Source organism: Candidatus Omnitrophota bacterium (assembly GCA_018894435.1).
In the GTDB taxonomy this organism is placed as follows: domain Bacteria; phylum Omnitrophota; class Gorgyraeia; order JAHIPI01; family JAHIPI01; genus JAHIPI01.
Genome location: JAHIPI010000027.1, coordinates 18,377 through 37,608 on the forward strand (window position 1 = coordinate 18,377; position 19,232 = coordinate 37,608).

The following is a 19,232-nucleotide window of genomic DNA, read 5'->3' on the forward strand; positions in this document are numbered from 1 at the left end:
ACCATTCTTTGCGTTATTGGTTCACCTGCTATGGCTACTGTCTATCTCTTTTCTAATTTTGTCTATCAATTCTTTTTGCGTAGTTACCGCGATACCGACCTTGCCGACCACTATCCCTGCCGCGCAGTTTGCTATGTGCGCCGCCTCTATAGCCTTTGCGCCGGAGGCAAGCGCCAGCGTATAGGCGCTTATGACCGTATCGCCCGCGCCTGAAACATCATACACTTCCTGCGCCACGGTGGGTATTTTTGTTATCTTGCCGTTTTTTTCGAAGACGCACATCCCGTTCTCCCCCAAAGTAATAAGTACCGCTTCGCAATTCAGGCGCTTTAGAAGCTTTCTCCCTATATCTTCTATAGAAACGCCGTTCTCCGTCAATATGCCCGCTGCCCTCGCCGCTTCATGATGATTGGGGGTGATAGCCGTTACATTCTTGTACATCGGAAAATGGCTCTCTTTAGGGTCGACCGTTATGATCTTTTTATGTTTTTTTGCCAGCTTTACAAGCGGAGAAAGGAGCTCCGGCACTATCACTCCCTTTCCGTAATCTTCTATTACCACAGCATCAATATGGCCTATGATCTCGTTAGCGAAATCCAGTATTTTCTTTACGGTGTCTTTGCTTATATTGCTAAGTTTTTCCCTGTCTATTCTTACTACTTGCTGGCTATGCGCTATAACTCTCGTTTTTAGGGTGGTGGGCCGCTCTGCTTCCATTATTACTCCCTCGGCATTTATCTCTCTCTTTGAAAGCTCTTCTATAAGGAGCCGCCCTCTTTCGTCATAGCCCACTGCGCCGGCCAAGTAGACTTTACAGCCGAGAGAACGTATGTTATTGGCGACATTGCTCGCGCCGCCCGGCATAAGGCTTTCTGAAGTAGCCCACACAACCGGCACCGGCGCTTCCGGGGAAATCCTCGAGACCTTGCCCCATATAAATTCATCAAGCATCAGGTCCCCTACGACAAGAACGGAGGCATTATCGAAATGCCTGATGATTTTTTTAAGTTTTTCTATTTTGAGGTCTTTCATATTACAGCCATTCCTTCCGCTTGAAATACACCAGCATGCTGATACCGAGAAGCAACATAACAATAGATATACCCAGAAAACCGTATTCCCAATTCAGGATAGGCATATACCTGAAGTTCATGCCGTAGACACCCGTTATTAAAGTTAGCGGCATCATTATGGTAGCTATCATTGTAAGCACCTTCATTATATCGTTGGTCTTATTTGATACCGTGGAGATATACACATCAAGCGCGCTGTTCAGCACATCTCTGTAAGTGTCTATAGTGTCGTTTATGAATATCATATTATCGTAAACATCGCGGAAATAGATGCGGGTCTTGGCATGAATAAAAGGCGAATCTTCTTTCGACAGGAAATTTACCGTATCGCGCTGGGGCCCTATAAAACGCCTCATATTCAGGACTTCCTTCTTTAAAGTAAATATACTGTTAAGTATGCTCTGGGTCGGATTTTTGAGCATCTGCGTCTCGATATTTGATATCTTATAATCCATTACGTCAAGGACCGGCAGGTAATTATCCACCAGAGAATCCACCACTAGATGGAGAAGCACATCCGCTCCCTTTGCCATCGACTGCGGGTTCTTCTGTATCCTCTCCATGGTACTCGATATCCCTTTCATGAGTTCCTGATGGATAGTGATAATATAATTGCTACCGATGCACATATTCAGTTCTATCATCTTTACTTTTTGGGCGCGTGGCGTAAGCGTAGCGCCATGCATGACTATGAAAAGATATTTCTCAAACCGGTCCACTTTCGGACGGGTGATCGTATTTATGCAGTCTTCTATAGTTAAGGGGTGCAATTCAAAGACCTTTTCTATCATATCCAGCTCTGCCTTTTCCGGGTCGATGATGTCGAGCCACAGGACGTCTTTTTCCGACTGGACAACGGCCTTCATTTCCTCGGGCTTGAGATTATTTATAATCTCGCCGTTCCCCTTGTAATAAACCAACGCTGTTGCCATAGTTCCTCCGTCACTATAGTAGCGGACACTTAAGTGTCCGCTACTGCTATTTATAACAATTTAAGCGAACTTATCATCCCGCTGACAGCTTCAAAGACATCGTCCGTCGTGATCATCTTCAGGCATTTGAAACCGTTCTCGCAATTATGCGCAAGGCAAACCTTGCAGCCGGCGTCTTTATGAAGAAACATGTCCTTTTCGCCGGTAGGCCCCCATCTTTTCGGACTGAGGCCGGGCTCGTTCCTTCCGAATATAACAACACAGGGTGTGCCCGCAGCCGACGCTATATGGACCGGGCCTGAATCATTTGAAATAAATAAGGCGCACTTCTTAAAGAGCGCGGCAAGCTCGCCCACGGACGTCTTGCCGGAAAGGTCCAGCACCTCAGTTTTTAGGCCTTTTAAAAGCGCTTGGGCGTCTTTTGAATCGGCCGGCCCGGATATCAATACCGCCTGAAAATTATACCGTTCTTTCAGCCGGTCTATCAACGCCGCAAAACGCTCCGCCGGCCACCTCTTTGAGGGGCAGCTTGCGCCGGGATGCACAGCTATTAAGGGAACGGCACCGTTATAGCCCTCGCGCGCCAGCTTTATATTTATCGAATTTTTGGCCGATTCTTTTACGGGCACATACGGCCTCTTATCCTTTGCCGTAATACCTATGTACTTTAATATATCTAAAGTATAATCCAATTCATGCTTTTCTCCAAGAAATTTTTTATCTTTTATCCTTTTTGTCAAAAGACCCGCCATCTTCCTGTCTAGGCCGATTCTTGAGGGGATGCCGGCTGAAAATGCTACTATATGCGCGCGGTTGGTCGGATGAAGTATAAGCGCTGTATCAAAGTGTTTTTTTCTTAAAGCCAGCCCGAAGAGGAGCGTCGCAAGAAAACTTTTATGCGCGCCGTCTTTATCATATATAATTACCTCATTGAGGTAAGGGTTACCTTCCACTATATCCCGGGCATAAGGCCGTACCATAACCGCAATATAAGCGGAAGGATAGGCATCCCTCACCGCCTTTATGGCCGGCGTAGAAAGCACCACATCGCCTATGCGGTCAGTCCGTATTAGTAGTATGCGTTTTGGGTTCATATTTTTAGCTATCAGCTATCAGCTCTCAGCTATCAGCTTTTAATTTCTTTTTTAAACCAGATATCATTGCCGAAATCTCATCGGATTTTTCAATAAGACAGCTTATGTCTCTTTCATTAAGATAATTTAACCGCTTAGCTATTTCTAGCCCACACATTACTTCATAAGAAGAACGTAATGAAATGCTCAAAAATCTATTAAACTCATTATCTGAACCAGCTCCGCTACCTTCGGCTATATTTAATGCTATTGACGTAGCTGCCCTTCTTAATTGACTCGTTAATCCATATATCTCATTCGTCGGAAATTTATTCGTAATCTTATAAATATCTTCTATAAAACTCATTGCTTTATTCCAAATTGTCAGTTTTCTGAATTTTTGTTCTTTCATATCTAATTCCTATTATAGCTGATGACTGACGACTGAAAGCTGACAGCTCACTTACCAAGCATTTCTTTCGCAACCTCAAACACTTCCTCCGCAGTGATCTCTTTCATGCATTCGTGCTCAAACTCGCACTGCGCCTTTTCGCAAGGAACGCAGTGTATCTTCTTTCTTATAACGCGGTCGTCTTTGCCTCTCGGGCCGTAGAGCCGCGGGTCCGTCGGGCCGAATATCGCCAATACTTTTGTTCCGGCGGCAACTCCTAAATGCATGGGAGCGCTGTCATTCGTTATAAGCAGGTCGCTCTTTTTTAAAAGTGCGGCAAGCTGGCAAAGGCTCGTTTCGCCGGTAAGGTCAGTTACCTCTTTATTTGCGGCGGCTATTATATCCTTTACCGCCCGCCTGTCCGCCTTGTCGCCTGCCAATATCACATCGGCGTCGATTTCGTCAATAAGACGCCCTACAAGCTCCGCATATCCTTTTTTCGTCCATCTTTTTATCTCGCTTTTCGCGCCCGGCGCTATGGCAACAACGGGTTTTTTTGAGTCGCTCTTTTTTATTATCTTATCTATAAAATCAATGTCTTCCGTGGGTATATGTATAAAAAAAGGCGCGTCCTTTACTTCGAGCCCTATTGAACTCAGTTTTGCGAGGTGCTGCTCCTTTTTATGCCTGACGGCCCTTGGGACATTTTGAATGGGGCTCGTCCTGTATTTTGCGCCCAGAAGAAACGGGAAAAGCGAATTTCTCATATCTACTATAAGGTCATAACGGACCTTTCTCAATTTCTGTATGAGGCGGCGTTTCTCTTTAAGGGATGTGTGCTTATTGTAGATTATCAGCTTAAATACAGCCGGATGTTTTTTGAATAAGTCCTCACCGTTCGGGCCGACCATCACGTCGAGTCTAGCGCTTGGAAAATGGCCGCAAAGGACCGACATGACGGGTGTCGTCAGCACTATATCGCCTATATTGCTCAGTGTGATAAATAGCATGCGTTTTACTTTGGATTTGTCTATTTTCATAACATGCTTGGGGTCAGACCCTGATTATGTTAACTACGTTTCTTGGGGTCTGACCCCAGATACCCTTCTTCCTCAATCACCTTCATAACATCTTCCGGTGTAACGGCAGCCATGCACCTATTCTCGCGGCAGGTCATATCATAACAAGGAACTGAACAACCAATATCTTTCTGTATCACCGTATAATTGTCTCCGCCGTAAGGGCCGGTTATGGCCGGATCCGTCGGCCCGAATATCGCTATCGTGCCGGTATGCATGCTTACAGATATATGCATAGGCCCGGAATCCCCGGAGATAACGAGTTTGGCTCTTTCAAATATAGCCGCCATCTCCCTTATCGCAGTCCTTCCGCATAAAGATACCGTCTTATGGCGCATCGCTTTAGATATTTCTTCGGCCAGTTTCTCGTCTTTTCTGCCTCCGCTTATCACTATCTTTACACCGTATTTCTCCCGAAGCCGGTCGCCCAATAAGGAGAAATGCTCTACGGGCCACCTCTTAGGATCCCAGTTACCGCCCGGATTCAACACCACAAAACGCTCATTTGTGTTTATGCCCAGGGACTGTAAGAGCGCTTCGACTTTTTTTCTGTCAATATCCGTTATAAAAAACTCGTAATTCTTTTTAGAGGTATCCGCCCCTGCCGCTTCGGCCAATTTGAGGAAATATTCCACTTTATGCATCCCGCACCCGCGCGCGGGCGCTGGATCGGATTGCTTCAGCTTCCCGGTCAGGATGCATCCTCTCCCTTTCGTGTCATAGCCAATGCGCTCTTTTATCCCCGCCAAAAATGTAATGAATGCGCGTGTAAACGAACGGTGAAGTATAAAAGCTGTGTCAAAATGCTCTTTTCGCAGCTTCATTATAAATCGGATCTTCCCCGCAATACCTCTTTCGCTCGCGTCTTCATCGAATATTATTAGTTCGTTAATACGCGAATTCGCCTCCAGCATCTCTTTCGTGCGCGGCACGACGACACAGGCGATGTAACTTTCAGGGTATGCCTCGCGGATAGCTCTTATGAACGGCGTGGAAAATATAACGTCGCCGAGCCAGTTCACGTTGATGATTAATATTTTCTTCCGGGTTTTGGGTTTAGGGTTTATCACCTTTTTATATAAATTCTCGACTTTATCCGCCATCTTATCCAGCGTAAAGTCTCTCAACACCTCTTCCCTTGCTTTTTCGCCAAGTGCGGACATCGTCTTCTTATCATTTAATAAATCTACGATCTTCCGGGCAAGGTCTTCGGCGTCGCCCACATTAAAAAGGATGCCGTTTTTCTTATCCTTTATAACATTCTCTATGCCGCCGACTCGACTCGCGATGCACGGTTTCGCCGAAGCCATCGCTTCCAAAAGCGAAAGGCCAAGACCTTCCTTCACCGAGGGTAAAATGAAAATATCCATAACTGAAAGCGGCTTTTTTGTGTCTTTTGCGCTTTTCGAAAATACTACATTGTCGCCGATGCCGAGTGTATCCGCAATTTTCCGCAGCCTCTTCTCGTCGGGGCCGTCACCGACCATCAATACCTTGAGAGACGGCACGCTGTCCGATACCCTGCTTGCCGCTTTAAGCAGTACCTCCTGGCCTTTCACAGGCGAAAGCCTGCCTATTGTGCCTATCACAGGGCCTTGGGCTTGGAACCCCAGTTCTTTTTTCTCCTTTATTTTATCGGCGTCAGCTATATCCCTGCGAAAATATTCGGTATCTATGCCGGTATATATAAGTTCCACTCTATCTTCCGGTAATTTGAAGTCATCCATGAGATGCTGCTTTACCGCTTCGCTTATCGCTATCACTTTCACGCCCCAGGCTCCGTACAAGATCCTTCCCAGGCGGGTTTTAAAATAACCGTGACAAGTAGTAATATAAGGTACGCCCGTAGCGCGTGAGGTAAGGGCGGCCACTACCGCCGTAACCCTTGTATGCGCGTGTATTAATTCTATATTTTCCCGCTTCACTATATCTTTTACGGCAAAAAATGTTTTGATTATCTTCGGGCTCAGTTCCGATTTAGTTTTTATATCCAGGTGAAAATGGTTTATGCCGCTTTTGGAAAGTTCCCCTTCCAGATCACCGCCAGAAGAAGCCACGAAAATAACGTGATTTCTCGCCTTCATGGCCTTAGCCAGATTGGCGACATATACGCCTATCCCGCCGATATTAATGTGTGTTGTTAAGTGCAATATGCGCATAAATCTCCGGGGTCGCTGGGGTCAGACCCTCGTTATGTTAACTACGTAGTTTACATAATCAGGGTCTGACCCCAAATACTTCTCCACCGCTTTTAGCACTTCATCCGCTTTTATGTTTTTCATGCAGCGGTTATTTTTCGGGCAAACGCTCTTATAGCACGGGCTGCATTTGATATCGGATTTGAGGACAATGGAATTTTCTACTTTCGTCATGTGTCTTTCGGGATCCGTCGGTCCAAATAGCGCCACTACCGGCACGTTAACAGCCGCTGCTATATGAAGCGGCGCGCTATCAGTAGTCACATATACTTTAAAACGGCTTATGAGCGCCGCAAGCTGCATGATATTTGTCTTTCCCGCCGCTATTATGGGCTTACTCGCCGATAGTTTCGCCGCTTCTTTTGCCGGGGCAATATCCAGAGCTGCGCCGGTAAACACCGCCCTTATATCATGTTTCTTCGCAAGCGCGTCGCATAGTTCGGCTATTTCTTCGACGGGCCATCTCTTCGACTGCCATCTCGTACTCGCGGCTACATTTATGCCCACAAGAACATGCCTTTCGTCTACCCAGTTTTGTCTCAGAAAGTCATCCACCCATTCATAGTCCTCTTTTTTAGGCCAGAGCTGCGGCACTTCATCTTTTCTGTCTATACCGAGCATTGCGAGCGCCCTAAACTGATGCATTACCGGTTCGGCCGGTACTACGGAATCTTTGATCTTTTTATTTAAAAAGATGCTCCATTTACCGTTATCATAGCCATACCTTAAATTTGCCATAGTCAGAAGTGAAAGAAGGTGGCTCGTCCTATTGTTCTGCAAATCCACGACTATGTCGAAATCTTCCTTTCTCAAACGTCCTGCCAATTTTAAAAGCCCCTTCCATGTCTTATCTCTGTTATCCGGTTCGAATATTATCCTCTCGTTTATGTACGGACAGCTCTCAAGCACACTGCTTGATGCTTCGCCGACCAGCATCTTTATCACGGCTTCGGGAAATTTTTTCCGTATCGCCTGTAATGAAGGGATGGATAAGATCACATCGCCGAGAGCGCTCAGCTTAATAACCAGTATCTTCCTAAGTTTTATAGCATCCTCATAGACTTTCACGGTCTTCTCCGCCATGGAAGTGAGAGAATATTTATCCTCGACATCCTTTCGCGCCCGGGCGGCAATAGACCGGGCCAATCCGTTGTCCTTAAAAAGCCTCGTTATAGCTTCTGCTATGGAGTGCGGGTCTTCGGGAAATACCAATAAGCCGTTTTCTCCGTCGCGGATTATATCGGTTACCCCGCCTACCCGCGTAGCCACTACCGGCACGCCTACCGCCTGCGCTTCTATAATAACCCTGCCAAACGCCTCCGGTGCCCGCGTCGGCAGGACAAGCACATCAAGTTTAGACAATATCTGGGGGATATCCGTCCTCTGGCCCATAAATTCCACGACGCTGCTTATCCCTAACTGCCTTGTGAGGGCCTCAAGCTCTTCTCTGTATCTGGGTTTGGAATGCGGGGCGTCGCCGACTACCAGCAATTTTACATTCGGCATTTTTCTGAATATCATCGCTACCGCCCTGAAAAGATCCGCATGGCCTTTTAGCGGCGTTATTCTTGAGACTACGCCTATAATAAAATCTTTTTTCCGAGGGCTCTTCTCGCCTGCCGCGGCATCGATCTGTTTTAAGAATCTGAATTCGTCGAGATTGACTCCGCGCGGTATCAGCCTTATTCTGTCGTAGGGCGTAGCGAAATCTTTCATCATGTGCTCGGCCATATCGCGGCTTGCTACTATTACAAACCTTCCCCAGCTCATGGGCCTTGAAAAAAGCCCGGTGTTATAATAACCGTGCGCTGTGGTTATAAATATCCTTTTAGTCAGTTTTGCCGCTCCTGAGCCAATTATAGCCGGCACCCTGCTTCTTGCGTGAACTATATCTATGTCTTCCTCTAATATGATCTTCGCCACTTTTCGTATCATCATTATAACGGTGACGGGAGATTTTTTCCCTACCGGAAGCGTGTAATGTTTAGAGCCTTCTTTCCGAAGGCGCTTTACGAGCCCGCCGCCACCTGATATCACGACGGATTTATGGCCCTTTTGGACGAGATAGCCGGCCAAATCTACCGCTCCGCGCTCCACACCCCCCACTTCCAGCTCTGGTAATATCTGTAGTATGTTCATTTTCAGCTTTCAGCTTTCAGCTCTCAGCTTTCAGCTGCCAATTTACCTGACCACAATCAGGTTTATAGCTGATAGCTGACGGCTGACGACTGAAAGCTTAATTAAACTATCCTTTTCACTGCCTCGTATATTTTTTCGTTATCGTTCAAACGCTTCGGCTCTTCGTCCGAATCCATAAGCCCTACAATATTGTCTTTCAGGTCTTTTACTTCCGAGAGGCAGATATGCCCTTTGGAGGCCATCTTTTTAAGGAACAGCTCGTGCTTGTTCGCTGCCGGCGCCGAGAGTTTTTTGTTCGGTTTAAACGCTATAACGTGTTTGCCGGAACTCGCCGCCTCCGAAAGCATGGAAGTCGATTCGCCCGAAACTACCACGACCGAAGACGCGCCCAATATCCCGCCAATGGCCCATTCAGGATTGCGCTCAGCGGATATTATAACAAGCTTTGCAAGTTCATCTTTTCCGAGTTTCGTCTTTAGGAGATTGTTTACCTCATTACTCGTCCTTCTTGATGTGGTCGCGAGTATGTTTGCGTCAAGTTCATGTGCTGCGCCGAGCACTTTTTCAATCACATCTTCCACAAGCGCCTTGTCCAGCGAATAATTCTTATTGTCCCCGCCTATGAATAACCCTATATTTTCCTTATTGCCGAGTTCCGCGATCCTCTCCAGCTGCTTCAGGTCATCGGCCATCTTTTTTTGCGATATCAAATTGGGCATGCCGAGCGTCTTTACAATATTTTCTCTTTCGGCGGGCCTGTCGTGTTCCGGTATTATGTTTATGTCAAAATTGCGCACTGATAAAAGCGACGGTTTCATAAGCGCGATGCTTTTTGCGCAGTTTTCCCTGCTGAAGAGGATGTTTACGGCCGCCACGCGCGATCCGCATGATATCACTATGTCGGCGTAAGCACTTTTTATCTCGTCATAACATTTAGGATCCAAAACAAGATTGAGCAGCTTCATCCTGAACAAGCAATAATTTGAAATAAGGGGCGTGATTAAAGCGGCAAGGGTCCTTCCGAAATCACTTTTATACGTTATCTCTATCACCCTTTTTTCGGTATCGCGCTCGGTATAGCCGAATTCGCGCCGCGATTCTTTTATCTTCTCGAAGACGGCAAGCGATTGATTTAAATGGCCCGCCCTGCCGTCTGTTAAAATAACCACCTTCCTCAAAGGTGTAGATTTCCATCTTTTATGAAGCCAAAGCCACTGCTCAGGGCTTTTCCTTACAAATGATTCCAAGAGAGAGCCGAATCTCTGCATTGCTTCAAGCTCGTTAGCTTCCATGTCGCCTTCACTGCTGAGTGCTATGGGTTTCTCTATAAATATTGTATGGTAAGGACCGTCCCTTCTTACGACAAATGCCGGCACTATGAGGGCACCCGTCTTTCTCGCCAGCGCGAAAGCGCCTCTCGGACTGGAAGTAGGCCTCGCGAAGAAATTTATAAATACCCCCTTTTTGCCGGCGTCCTGATCGGAGAGGATCCCGACTATGCCGTTTCTCGCGAGGTGCTCGTATATCTCCCTTGTTGCCATGCCTTTTTTTATGACCTTGCAGCCCTTGCTTTCTCTGGCGGCATTTAAAAGGTTGTTCAACCGCGTCATCTTCTGTTCCCTCGCAAGCACAAAAAGAGGAAAGCCTCTTAGCGCGCTCGCGATACTGGAAAGTTCCCAGTTTCCAAAATGACCCGTAAGGTATATGGTGCCGCGGCCAAGTTTAGCCGCGCTTTCAAAATTATGCCAACCCTCCACTTTTATATATTTCTCAAAATAGTCCTTGTCAACGTCGGGCAATCTCAAGATTTCCACAAGCATTTGGCCAAAATTCCTATATAGGCGCTTAACGGTACGCCGTATCTCTTCGGGCTCCTTTTCCGAGCCGAGCGCCGCGCGCATATTGGAATACGCCACCTTCGCCCTCTTGTAATTTACAAAATATGCGATACTGCCAAAGCCGCGGCCAAACGCCAAAGCGGTATCTACGGGAAGTATCCTGAAAAGCGCGCTTGCAAAATTAGCTATTAAATAAAGAACGTAATCGAGCAACTATCTCCTCCTTATTCCTCGTAACTGTGGCTTCTATCAGCAGGCTTAAAAGATCCACTTTTTTGCCTCCTCCGGAAGCCTCTATCAAACTCGCAAGGCCGTCCGTACCGTTATTTTTTGAGCGTATGATATCCTTTTCTGTAGTAATGACGGTATCAATGCCTTCACGCGCGCATTTTTCGATCACTGAGTCAACATCCTTCATGCTGTACAGGTGATGGTCCGCATAATAGAAACTCTCGGCGATATTGGCGCCCAGATTTTTTATCATCCACTCAAAGTAGCCGGGATTGGCGATAGCCGCAAGAAGAGCTACACGCCTGCCTTTTATATAATCCAACGGCACGATCCCGCCGGATACTCTTTTTAGGCCTGCCGGTTTATAGAAAGATTCTACGGCGACAATATCATCTTTTATCTTCTTTAGCTCCGCGTATATTGCGGGCTTATTGCTGGCGCCCATATCGGCCTTTGTCAAAACGGCCATGTCGGCCTCTTTCAGGCGGCTGAGCCCTTCGCGCAGGATACCAGCCGGAAATAATTTCATATTTCCAAAGGGCGAAGTCGCATCTATGAGGACTATATTGAGGTCTCTTTTCAGCCGGCGATGCTGAAAACCGTCATCAAGTATAATGCAGTCGCTTCCAAACTTGTCTATGGCGCGCTTTGCGCTTTTATATCTATCGGCCCCTACTATTACGGGTATACCGCTAAGGCGTGTTTCAAGAAGATGCGATTCATCTTCGCCGTAACCTCTTATCAAAACGGCGACATTTTTTCCCATCGCCTTTACGTTCTCCGCCAGCATGATAACAAAAGGCGTCTTGCCGGTACCGCCCAACGTTATATTACCCACACTGATGACCTTGGCGGATACTTTTCTGCAAGGCAGGATGCCGGCCCTATACAAAAAAGATATGCACTTTAAAACAATGGCGTACAAAAAAGAGCATAACGATAGAATTATTCCTACTACATAAGCATCCGGCGTCTTCCTTTCGCCTTTCATTATTGAGAGCATGTACAGTTTTAATTTATCCATGGTAAACAAGATCCATAATCAAAAGCGCGTTGCGTTCCGTCGAACCGACGTTATCCATAACGACTTTTCGGGCATTCTCGCCCATTATCTTCCGTTTATGTTCGTCGAAAAGGAGCTCCCTCAGGTATTTTGCCAGCTCCTCCTCGTCGTCCGCCACGAGAAGCGCGCGTTCATTCAGAAAGAGTTCCGCCATATCCTTAAAATTATCCACAAAAGGCCCGGTTATTATCGGCTTTGCGTACGCCGCCGGCTCCACAAAATTATGGCCTCCTTGGGGAACAAGGCTTCCGCCCATAATCACAATAGCGGCTATCTGATAAAGTACTTTCAGATTGCCGATAGAATCAAGCAGAAATACGCAATCGTCCAAAAAGTGCGCGTCCCGGCCGCTTATTATTTCCGACATCCTTACGGGAGTAAAGTCAAACTTTGATATAAGCGCGGCTATTTCATTTACCCTCTCTATGTGACGCGGAGCTATCAAAAGCCGCGCATCCGGAAAATCACCTTTTAGCGACTTAAAGGCTCCAAGTATCTTTTGGTCTTCTCCACGGTGAGTGCTGCCGGCTATGATAAGTTTTGCCTGATGAGGAAGCCAAAGATCACTTTTTTCTATCGGGAAAAACGAGCGCGCGGCCGTATCGGATACCTTATATATCATATCAAATTTCATGTTACCGGTAACTTTTACCCTGTCGGAAGGCGCGCCCAGCTCTATTATTCTCGCCGCGTCGTCTTTCGCCCTCATGGCAAAAAGGGTAATTTTTGAAAGTATATTACTCATGACCGGTTTTATAAGCATATAATTCGCAAATGATTTCGCGGATATGCGGCCGTTCAAGAGCGCTATAGGTATCTTATTGTCATGAAGCGCCGAAATAAGATTGGGCCATATCTCGGTCTCTATGGAAATAAACAGGCACGGGTTTATTTCTTTTATCACCTTTTTTACGATAAATGTCAGATCCAGCGGCAAGTATATTACGATGTCCTCTTTTGCGGCTATGGAAAGCGCTATCTCGTGGCCCGTCTTGGTTACATTTGATATAACGAGGCGTTTTGACGGAAAAAGAGTCTTAATCCTCTCTATGAGGCCCTCCGTAGTCTTCATTTCCCCTACACTTACGGCGTGGATCCATATGGGCCTTGCACGCGCCATGCCCAGGAGTAATCCCTTGTCAAATATGCCGAAGCGCTGCATAAAATCCTTATGCGCCTTCTTTTTTATCAGAAAATAAGGCAGATACACCAGCGCAAACAATATAAAAAACAGATTGTAAAGTATCCGCATTTTGCCCTTACGCGCGAGGATGCGCTTTGTCGTAAATTTCTTTTAGCCGTTCAGTAGTAACATGCGTATATATCTGTGTTGTGGATAAATTCATGTGCCCCAGAAGCTCCTGCACACTTCTCAGGTCCGCGCCCCTGTTTAAAAGATGCGTAGCAAAGGAATGCCTGAGCGTGTGAGGGGATACGCCTTCCCGGAGCGATACCCTTTTTATATATTTCTCCAGGACCCTTCTTATGCTCCTGTCAGTAAGCCTTGAACCGCCCTTGTTTAGAAAAACCGCCTTCTTATCATTAAGCCTTGCAACGCCTCTTTTATCCAAATAATTCCTTATCGCGCGAAGTGCCTTGTCCCCTATGGGAGCGAGCCTCTCTTTTTTGCCTTTGCCGAAGACCTTCACTACGCCGCCTATGAAATCCACGTTGTCGAGACTCATGCCTACGAGTTCGCTTACGCGTATACCCGTAGAATAAAGCGTTTCCATTATTGCTCTGTCGCGCAGCCCGGCGGCGTCCTTTTCATTGGGAGATTCTATCAACCGGGAGACCTCGTCCGGCCCTAAAAAGATAGGCAGCTTCTTATCCAATTTCGGCGTAGCTATGCCTGAAGACGGGTTTGCCTTTATATAGCCTTCCCTGTACAAGAATTTAAAAAATGACCTCAATGACGCCAGTTTTCTCGCGACAGTTCGTTTCGAATAATTCTTCGCCTTCATATTGGCGAGATATTTGCGCAGAAAAAGATAGCTTACGTTTTCCACGCTTGTCTCGCCCAAAAACTTCGCGAAATCCCTCAGGTCTACGGAGTAGTTCACTATCGTGTGGTGTGAGGCATTCTTTTCTATATTAAGATAATTTACGAATTTATCAATGTAGCGCAGCATACGATTTATGTAGAGGACATTTAAACGTCCTCTACTCCTGTGGACAACTTATTGTCGGGCGTATCTTTTGAGGGCAGAGTACGGGAGACATAGCGGCACGCGGGAAACTTGGTACAGCCGTAAAAGGCCCCCCTCGAGGAGCGCCTTTCCACAAGCTCTCCTCGGCAATCAGGCTGGGGGCATTTCACTCCGGTGGTAATAGATTTGGCATTCTTGCAGCGGGGGAAGTCGGAACAGCTTAAGAATTTTCCCTTTCTGCCCCACTTTATCACCATCGGCTTGCCGCATTTATCGCATACCTCGTTCGTAGGCGTATTGATATTCTTAATGCTCTTCATGTCCTTCTGAGCCTTTTCGAACGCTATTTTAAACGGCGAGTAGAAATCCCTTAGGACCTTAAGCCATTCTATCTTTCCCTCCTCCACCTCGTCCAGCTCCTCTTCAAGATAAGCGGTAAATTTTATATCCAACACTTTCGGAAAATGCTTGGTTAAAAGCTCTGTCACCACCATGCCCAATTCTGTCGGGTAGAGATAGCCCTTTTCCCTTTTAACATAATTGCGTAAGGTAATAGTCGAGATAATAGGGGCATATGTGCTGGGGCGGCCTATGCCTTTTTCTTCAAGCTCTTTTACCAAAGAAGCGTCGGAGAACCTCGGCGGAGGGTTTGTAAAATGCTGCGACGGGTCCAACTTAATAAGTACCAATAATTCTTTTTCCTGTAAGTGCGGCAGGGTGTTAGTTTCTTTGTCAGTATCATGGTATAGGGCGGTAAAGCCGTCAAAAAGGACCTTGGTGCCGCTTGCCCTGAATATACATTTGCCCGCTTCTATATCTGCGCTGACAACGAGATTAAGCGCCGGTTCCATCTGGCTCGTGACGAACCTCGTCCATATAAGCTCGTACAATTTATGCTGAGCGCTCGAGAGATGCTCCTTTATGGCATCCGGTTCGTGAAGAGGCAAACTTGGCCTGATAGCTTCATGCGCCTCCTCGGCGCTCTTTTTTGATTTGTATTTATTGGGTGCCGCCGGGCAGTATTTTTTCCCGAATTTTTTTGTAATATACTCCCGCACCTCGTTCTCTGCTTCTTTGGACACGTTGACGGAATCGGTCCTCATATAAGTTATGAGCCCTGCGGCTTCTTCCTTACCCAGCTCTATACCTTCGTAGAGTTCCTGCGCCACTTTCATTGTTTTGCCAACCGAAAATCCGAGTTTATTAAACGCGTCCTGCTGCATTTTGCTCGTGGTATAAGGCGGGTACGGCGAACGCCTCTTTTTTATCTCCCTTACGCTCTTTACTATGAAGTTTTCTTCTTTAAGGCCGCCTATAATGGCTTCCGCTTCTTTTCCGGCCTTTAATTTCGATTCGTTGCCGTCTATCAATATCAATTTCGCCTTAAAGGGCCTCGTCTCCCCTTTGTCCGTTTCGGCGGCATCCGTAAGAGCGCCTCTCTTTTTTAGAAGGGCCTCTACTTCCCAATATTCCACCGGAATAAACGCCTTTATTTTTTGCTCCCGTTCGGCTACCAATCTGAGAGCCACCGACTGAACCCTGCCGGCGCTTAAACCCGAACCGACCTTCTTCCATAAAAGCGGGCTAAGGCTGTATCCGAGCACCCTGTCAAGTATCCTTCTTGCCTGTTGCGCGTTCACTTTGTTAATATCCAGTATGTGGGGATTTTTGAATGCCTCTTTTATCGCCCGTTCCGTTATTTCGTGGAAAGTGACGCGGTGGATCTTATCGTTTATTCCGGAAAGCTGGTCCCTCAGATGGTATGCTATCGCCTCGCCTTCTCTGTCAGGGTCCATCGCCAGGTAAATATCCTCCGTCTCCTTCGCGCCTTTTTTAAGCTCGGAAAGGATCTTGCGCCGTTTTGCCATAACTATATAACGGGGCTTGAAATCATTCTCAAGGTCAACGCCCATCTCGCTCTTCGGCAGGTCTATTACGTGCCCCATTGAAGAGAGGATAATGTAATCACTGCCTAAAAACTTGTTTATAGTTTTCGATTTTGTCGGCGATTCGACCACTACCAGATGTTTTGCCATTAGGTTTCCTTTACGTGCTTGTCATTGCGGGCCCCGCCATGGCGGGGCGAAGCAATCTCATTCGAGATCCCTCGTATGCTCCTATTCGTCGCATCCTCGGGATGAAATTCGGCCTGATGACTTACATTCGCTACGCTCTGTAAGTCATGGCCTCATTTCACTTCAGTATAAAATTCTTGCCCGGTAATTCCCGAATAATATTTTTTATCTCCAGCCTCACAAGAAGCGACGCCACCTTATCAACACTCATATTACTCTTCTCGGTCAGATCATCTATATATGAAGGCTCATAACTTAAAAATGCCGTCATTGCCAACTCATCTTTAGTTAAATCCTCCCGGCCGCTTATCCCTTTTGCCGGGCCGTCCGCGGGTTTTTTATAGAATCTCAGCTTATTTTCTATCTCCTCAATAATATCGTCGGGGCCTTCTATTAGCTTGGCGCCTTCTTTTATAAGCCTGTTCGTACCGGCGCTAGTTTTGGAATCGACCCTACCGGGCATGGCAAATACGTCTCTATTATCTTCCAGCGCAAAATTCGCCGTTATAAGGGCGCCGCTACTCTCGCCGGCCTCCACAACTACCACGCCGAGCGAAAGGCCGCTTATAATCCTATTGCGCCTCGGAAAATTCAGTTTAAGAGGCGGCGTATCCATGGGAAACTCGGAGATGACGGCTCCGTGGGCGCTGATCTCCTCCGCGAGCTTTTTATTCTCCGGCGGATAGATATCGTTGAGGCCGCTGCCGAGCACCGCTATCGTGCGTCCTGACTTAAGCGCGCCCTTATGCGCCGCCGTATCTATGCCGCGCGCCATCCCGCTCACGATCGTTATGCCGCGCGAAGCAAGGGCCTCGCTCAATTTCTCCGAACTCGATATGCCGTAATGAGACGGTATCCTTACGCCGACTATAGCCACACTATCGGCGTCTTCGGGTTTTATCTCGCCTTTTATATAAAGAACTATAGGGGGCGAATAACTATTTTTAAGAAGCTCCGGATATTTGGGGTCAAATACGCTTATGGCGTAGACACTTCTTTTTTCCATCAAACGGAGCTCCTTATCAAGCTCCTCTCTTTTTAAGGAGGCTATCTTATCTGCTATTGTTTCCCCGATATTCGGTATCTTGGCCAGCTCCCGGCGCGGGGCCTTTAATACAGCCCCGGGTTCTCCGTAGAATTTTAGGAGGCCTTCGAGCTTTTTAAAGCCGAGGCCCTCCGCCATATTGAGGAGTATGTAGTCTTCTATATGCGTCATATGTTATTTCCCGGTCCTCCGGTAGATCTCCATGATTTCGTTGGCGATATCCCGAGCCGTCTTCCCTGTCGTGTTTATCTGATAATCTGCCCTTCTATAATACGATTCTCTTTTCTTTAAAAGATAACTTATCTCGCCAAGCGGGTCTTCAACATTCAAGAGCGGCCGGTGCGTCCTTTGGCTTACCCTTTTGTATATCTCCTCCGGCGTGGCATTAAGGCAGAAAAGAATGCCGTTCATCTTGAGGTCAGCCACATTCAGTTCGTTTATTACAGCGCCGCCGCCCGTATCTATGACAGTCGATTCCTCTGCCGATACTTCCATTATCGCTTCCCGTTCAAGCTGCCTGAAATAAGATTCGCCTTTCTTCGCGAATATATCATTTATGAACATGCCGGCTTTCTTCTCTATGATATCGTCTGTCCTGATAAAAGAAATGCCAAGCTCTTTCGCTATGAGAGCGGCAACGACCGTCTTGCCGGTACCCATGAAGCCTACTAGCACAATGTTCTTCTTGGGCATGCGCATTTTGTCTTCCATAGTTTTTCGCTCGCAATATCTCTTATTAACCACATCAATATGAATTCCACGGGTTCCCCAAGGAATTCGCTACTTCCCAAATGCGGGCGAATTTCATACCTAAAATTTTTCCAGCATCTTTATATAATTCTGATAGTTCTTGGTAATTTCCCCAAGCGCGTCCGAACCGAACTTCTCCAAAAATGCGCCTGCGATTTCAAAGGCGCATACTCCTTCCGCTACTACTGAAGCGGATGGCACTGCGCATATATCAGACCGCTCAAGCGCGGCGCTCGTCACTTCTTTCGTGATTATATCCACACTTTTAAGGGGATTTTTGAGTGTTGATATCGGTTTCATGGCGGCCCTTATTACTACGGGTTCTCCATTTGTTATGCCGCCTTCTATTCCTCCGGCATTATTTGTGGATCTTCGGAATCTGCCGTCTTTATATATTATCTCGTCGTGCGACTTTGAACCCATCCTCTTTGCCAGAGAAAATCCCGCGCCTATTTCAACTCCTTTTATCGCTTGTATAGACATTACGCCCATTGCGAGCCTTCCATCAAGCTTCCTGTCCCACTGGACATGCGAGCCCAGTCCTGGGGGCTGGCCTGTTATTACGACCTCAAATATCCCGCCAAGGGTATCGCCGGCCGATGAAGCCTTGTCGATCTCCTCGCACATCAATTTCTCCGCCGCTTTATCCGCGCAGCGCAATATGGAACCGGATGCTGTATTTTTTACCTCCGCGAGGGTCTGGCCGGATGTATGGGCGTCTATCCCGCCTATGTGTATGACATGAGAAAATATATCTATGTCAAACTCCGAAAGAAAAATCTTACAGACTGCTCCTAGTGCGACTCTCGCCGCCGTCTCTCTTGCGCTTGAGCGCTCGAGGATATCGCGCATATCGCGCCTTCCGTATTTCATGGCTCCCGCCAGATCCGCATGGCCCGGCCTTGGAGAATGGATCTTCGGCAGTTCGTCTATTCTCGCGTCGGCATTCTTAATAAGAAGCGAAATAGGGCTCCCTATCGTTTCGCCGTTTCTCAGGCCCGAGAGTATTTCTGCCTTATCAGCCTCTATCTTCATCCTCTCGCCGCGGCCATAACCTGACTGCCGTTTTTTAAGCTCATTATTTATAAAATCCGCGGGTATCTTGAGGCCCGACGGCATTCCTTCCAGTATGGCAAGGAGCGCCTTACCGTGAGATTCGCCAGCCGTTAAATATCTTAGCATTGCACACCCCCGT

Annotated in this window: 15 protein-coding genes; all 15 read right to left on the reverse strand. The window is 47.1% G+C overall.

Annotation, left to right across the window (positions count from 1 at the left end; translation table 11 throughout):
• Window positions 1-21 precede the first annotated feature (21 nt).
• On the reverse strand, window positions 22-1,032 hold the full coding sequence (gene rfaE1 / locus KKI13_02085; protein MBU4487840.1) for a D-glycero-beta-D-manno-heptose-7-phosphate kinase: 1,011 nt from the start codon (window positions 1,030-1,032) through the stop codon (window positions 22-24).
• A gap of 1 nt (window position 1,033) precedes the next feature.
• The gene (gene corA, locus KKI13_02090; protein MBU4487841.1) at window positions 1,034-2,005 is read right to left on the reverse strand and encodes a magnesium/cobalt transporter CorA; all 972 of its coding nucleotides are present in this window, start codon (window positions 2,003-2,005) and stop codon (window positions 1,034-1,036) included.
• 50 nt (window positions 2,006-2,055) lie between these two features.
• Window positions 2,056-3,099: a lipopolysaccharide heptosyltransferase II gene (waaF, locus tag KKI13_02095; GenBank protein MBU4487842.1), complete on the reverse strand. Its 1,044-nt coding sequence runs from the start codon at window positions 3,097-3,099 to the stop codon at window positions 2,056-2,058.
• A gap of 25 nt (window positions 3,100-3,124) precedes the next feature.
• Window positions 3,125-3,490 (reverse strand): four helix bundle protein, encoded by a 366-nt coding sequence (locus KKI13_02100; GenBank protein ID MBU4487843.1) that lies wholly within the window; start codon window positions 3,488-3,490, stop codon window positions 3,125-3,127.
• 47 nt (window positions 3,491-3,537) lie between these two features.
• Complete coding sequence (locus tag KKI13_02105) at window positions 3,538-4,509, reverse strand: glycosyltransferase family 9 protein (protein ID MBU4487844.1); 972 nt, start codon at window positions 4,507-4,509, stop codon at window positions 3,538-3,540.
• A 29-nt stretch (window positions 4,510-4,538) separates the two neighbouring features.
• Window positions 4,539-6,707, reverse strand: coding sequence for a lipopolysaccharide heptosyltransferase II (gene waaF / locus KKI13_02110; GenBank protein ID MBU4487845.1), 2,169 nt, complete (start codon window positions 6,705-6,707; stop codon window positions 4,539-4,541).
• 21 nt (window positions 6,708-6,728) lie between these two features.
• A complete protein-coding gene (locus KKI13_02115; protein MBU4487846.1) occupies window positions 6,729-8,885 on the reverse strand; it encodes a glycosyltransferase in 2,157 nt (718 codons plus the stop codon).
• 101 nt (window positions 8,886-8,986) lie between these two features.
• Window positions 8,987-10,936 (reverse strand): mitochondrial fission ELM1 family protein, encoded by a 1,950-nt coding sequence (locus KKI13_02120; GenBank protein MBU4487847.1) that lies wholly within the window; start codon window positions 10,934-10,936, stop codon window positions 8,987-8,989.
• Complete coding sequence (gene lpxK / locus KKI13_02125; protein ID MBU4487848.1) at window positions 10,905-11,978, reverse strand: tetraacyldisaccharide 4'-kinase; 1,074 nt, start codon at window positions 11,976-11,978, stop codon at window positions 10,905-10,907. The genes KKI13_02120 and lpxK overlap by 32 nt, the downstream gene beginning before the upstream one ends.
• Window positions 11,971-13,269, reverse strand: a complete 1,299-nt coding sequence (locus KKI13_02130) for a 3-deoxy-D-manno-octulosonic acid transferase (GenBank protein MBU4487849.1) — start codon at window positions 13,267-13,269, stop codon at window positions 11,971-11,973. Before KKI13_02130 ends, lpxK begins: the two co-directional genes overlap by 8 nt.
• A 7-nt stretch (window positions 13,270-13,276) precedes the next feature.
• A complete protein-coding gene (gene xerC, locus KKI13_02135; protein ID MBU4487850.1) occupies window positions 13,277-14,149 on the reverse strand; it encodes a tyrosine recombinase XerC in 873 nt (290 codons plus the stop codon).
• A 20-nt stretch (window positions 14,150-14,169) separates the two neighbouring features.
• Complete coding sequence (gene topA, locus KKI13_02140; protein ID MBU4487851.1) at window positions 14,170-16,203, reverse strand: type I DNA topoisomerase; 2,034 nt, start codon at window positions 16,201-16,203, stop codon at window positions 14,170-14,172.
• Window positions 16,204-16,360: 157 nt separating this feature from the next.
• Complete coding sequence (gene dprA / locus KKI13_02145) at window positions 16,361-17,458, reverse strand: DNA-processing protein DprA (protein ID MBU4487852.1); 1,098 nt, start codon at window positions 17,456-17,458, stop codon at window positions 16,361-16,363.
• 3 nt (window positions 17,459-17,461) lie between these two features.
• A complete protein-coding gene (locus KKI13_02150) occupies window positions 17,462-18,031 on the reverse strand; it encodes a shikimate kinase (GenBank protein ID MBU4487853.1) in 570 nt (189 codons plus the stop codon).
• Window positions 18,032-18,097: 66 nt separating this feature from the next.
• The gene (gene aroC / locus KKI13_02155; protein MBU4487854.1) at window positions 18,098-19,219 is read right to left on the reverse strand and encodes a chorismate synthase; all 1,122 of its coding nucleotides are present in this window, start codon (window positions 19,217-19,219) and stop codon (window positions 18,098-18,100) included.
• Window positions 19,220-19,232 lie beyond the last annotated feature (13 nt).

What these genes read in the sequence shown, in the direction of transcription:
- rfaE1 (MBU4487840.1), bottom strand. Translation starts at nt 1,032, where the DNA reads ATGAAAGACCTCAAAATAGAAAAACTTAAAAAAATCATCAGGCATTTC.
- corA (MBU4487841.1), bottom strand. Translation starts at nt 2,005, where the DNA reads ATGGCAACAGCGTTGGTTTATTACAAGGGGAACGGCGAGATTATAAAT.
- waaF (MBU4487842.1), bottom strand. Translation starts at nt 3,099, where the DNA reads ATGAACCCAAAACGCATACTACTAATACGGACTGACCGCATAGGCGAT.
- KKI13_02100 (MBU4487843.1), bottom strand. Translation starts at nt 3,490, where the DNA reads ATGAAAGAACAAAAATTCAGAAAACTGACAATTTGGAATAAAGCAATG.
- KKI13_02105 (MBU4487844.1), bottom strand. Translation starts at nt 4,509, where the DNA reads ATGAAAATAGACAAATCCAAAGTAAAACGCATGCTATTTATCACACTG.
- waaF (MBU4487845.1), bottom strand. Translation starts at nt 6,707, where the DNA reads ATGCGCATATTGCACTTAACAACACACATTAATATCGGCGGGATAGGC.
- KKI13_02115 (MBU4487846.1), bottom strand. Translation starts at nt 8,885, where the DNA reads ATGAACATACTACAGATATTACCAGAGCTGGAAGTGGGGGGTGTGGAG.
- lpxK (MBU4487848.1), bottom strand. Translation starts at nt 11,978, where the DNA reads ATGGATAAATTAAAACTGTACATGCTCTCAATAATGAAAGGCGAAAGG.
- KKI13_02130 (MBU4487849.1), bottom strand. Translation starts at nt 13,269, where the DNA reads ATGCGGATACTTTACAATCTGTTTTTTATATTGTTTGCGCTGGTGTAT.
- xerC (MBU4487850.1), bottom strand. Translation starts at nt 14,149, where the DNA reads ATGCTGCGCTACATTGATAAATTCGTAAATTATCTTAATATAGAAAAG.
- topA (MBU4487851.1), bottom strand. Translation starts at nt 16,203, where the DNA reads ATGGCAAAACATCTGGTAGTGGTCGAATCGCCGACAAAATCGAAAACT.
- dprA (MBU4487852.1), bottom strand. Translation starts at nt 17,458, where the DNA reads ATGACGCATATAGAAGACTACATACTCCTCAATATGGCGGAGGGCCTC.
- aroC (MBU4487854.1), bottom strand. Translation starts at nt 19,219, where the DNA reads ATGCTAAGATATTTAACGGCTGGCGAATCTCACGGTAAGGCGCTCCTT.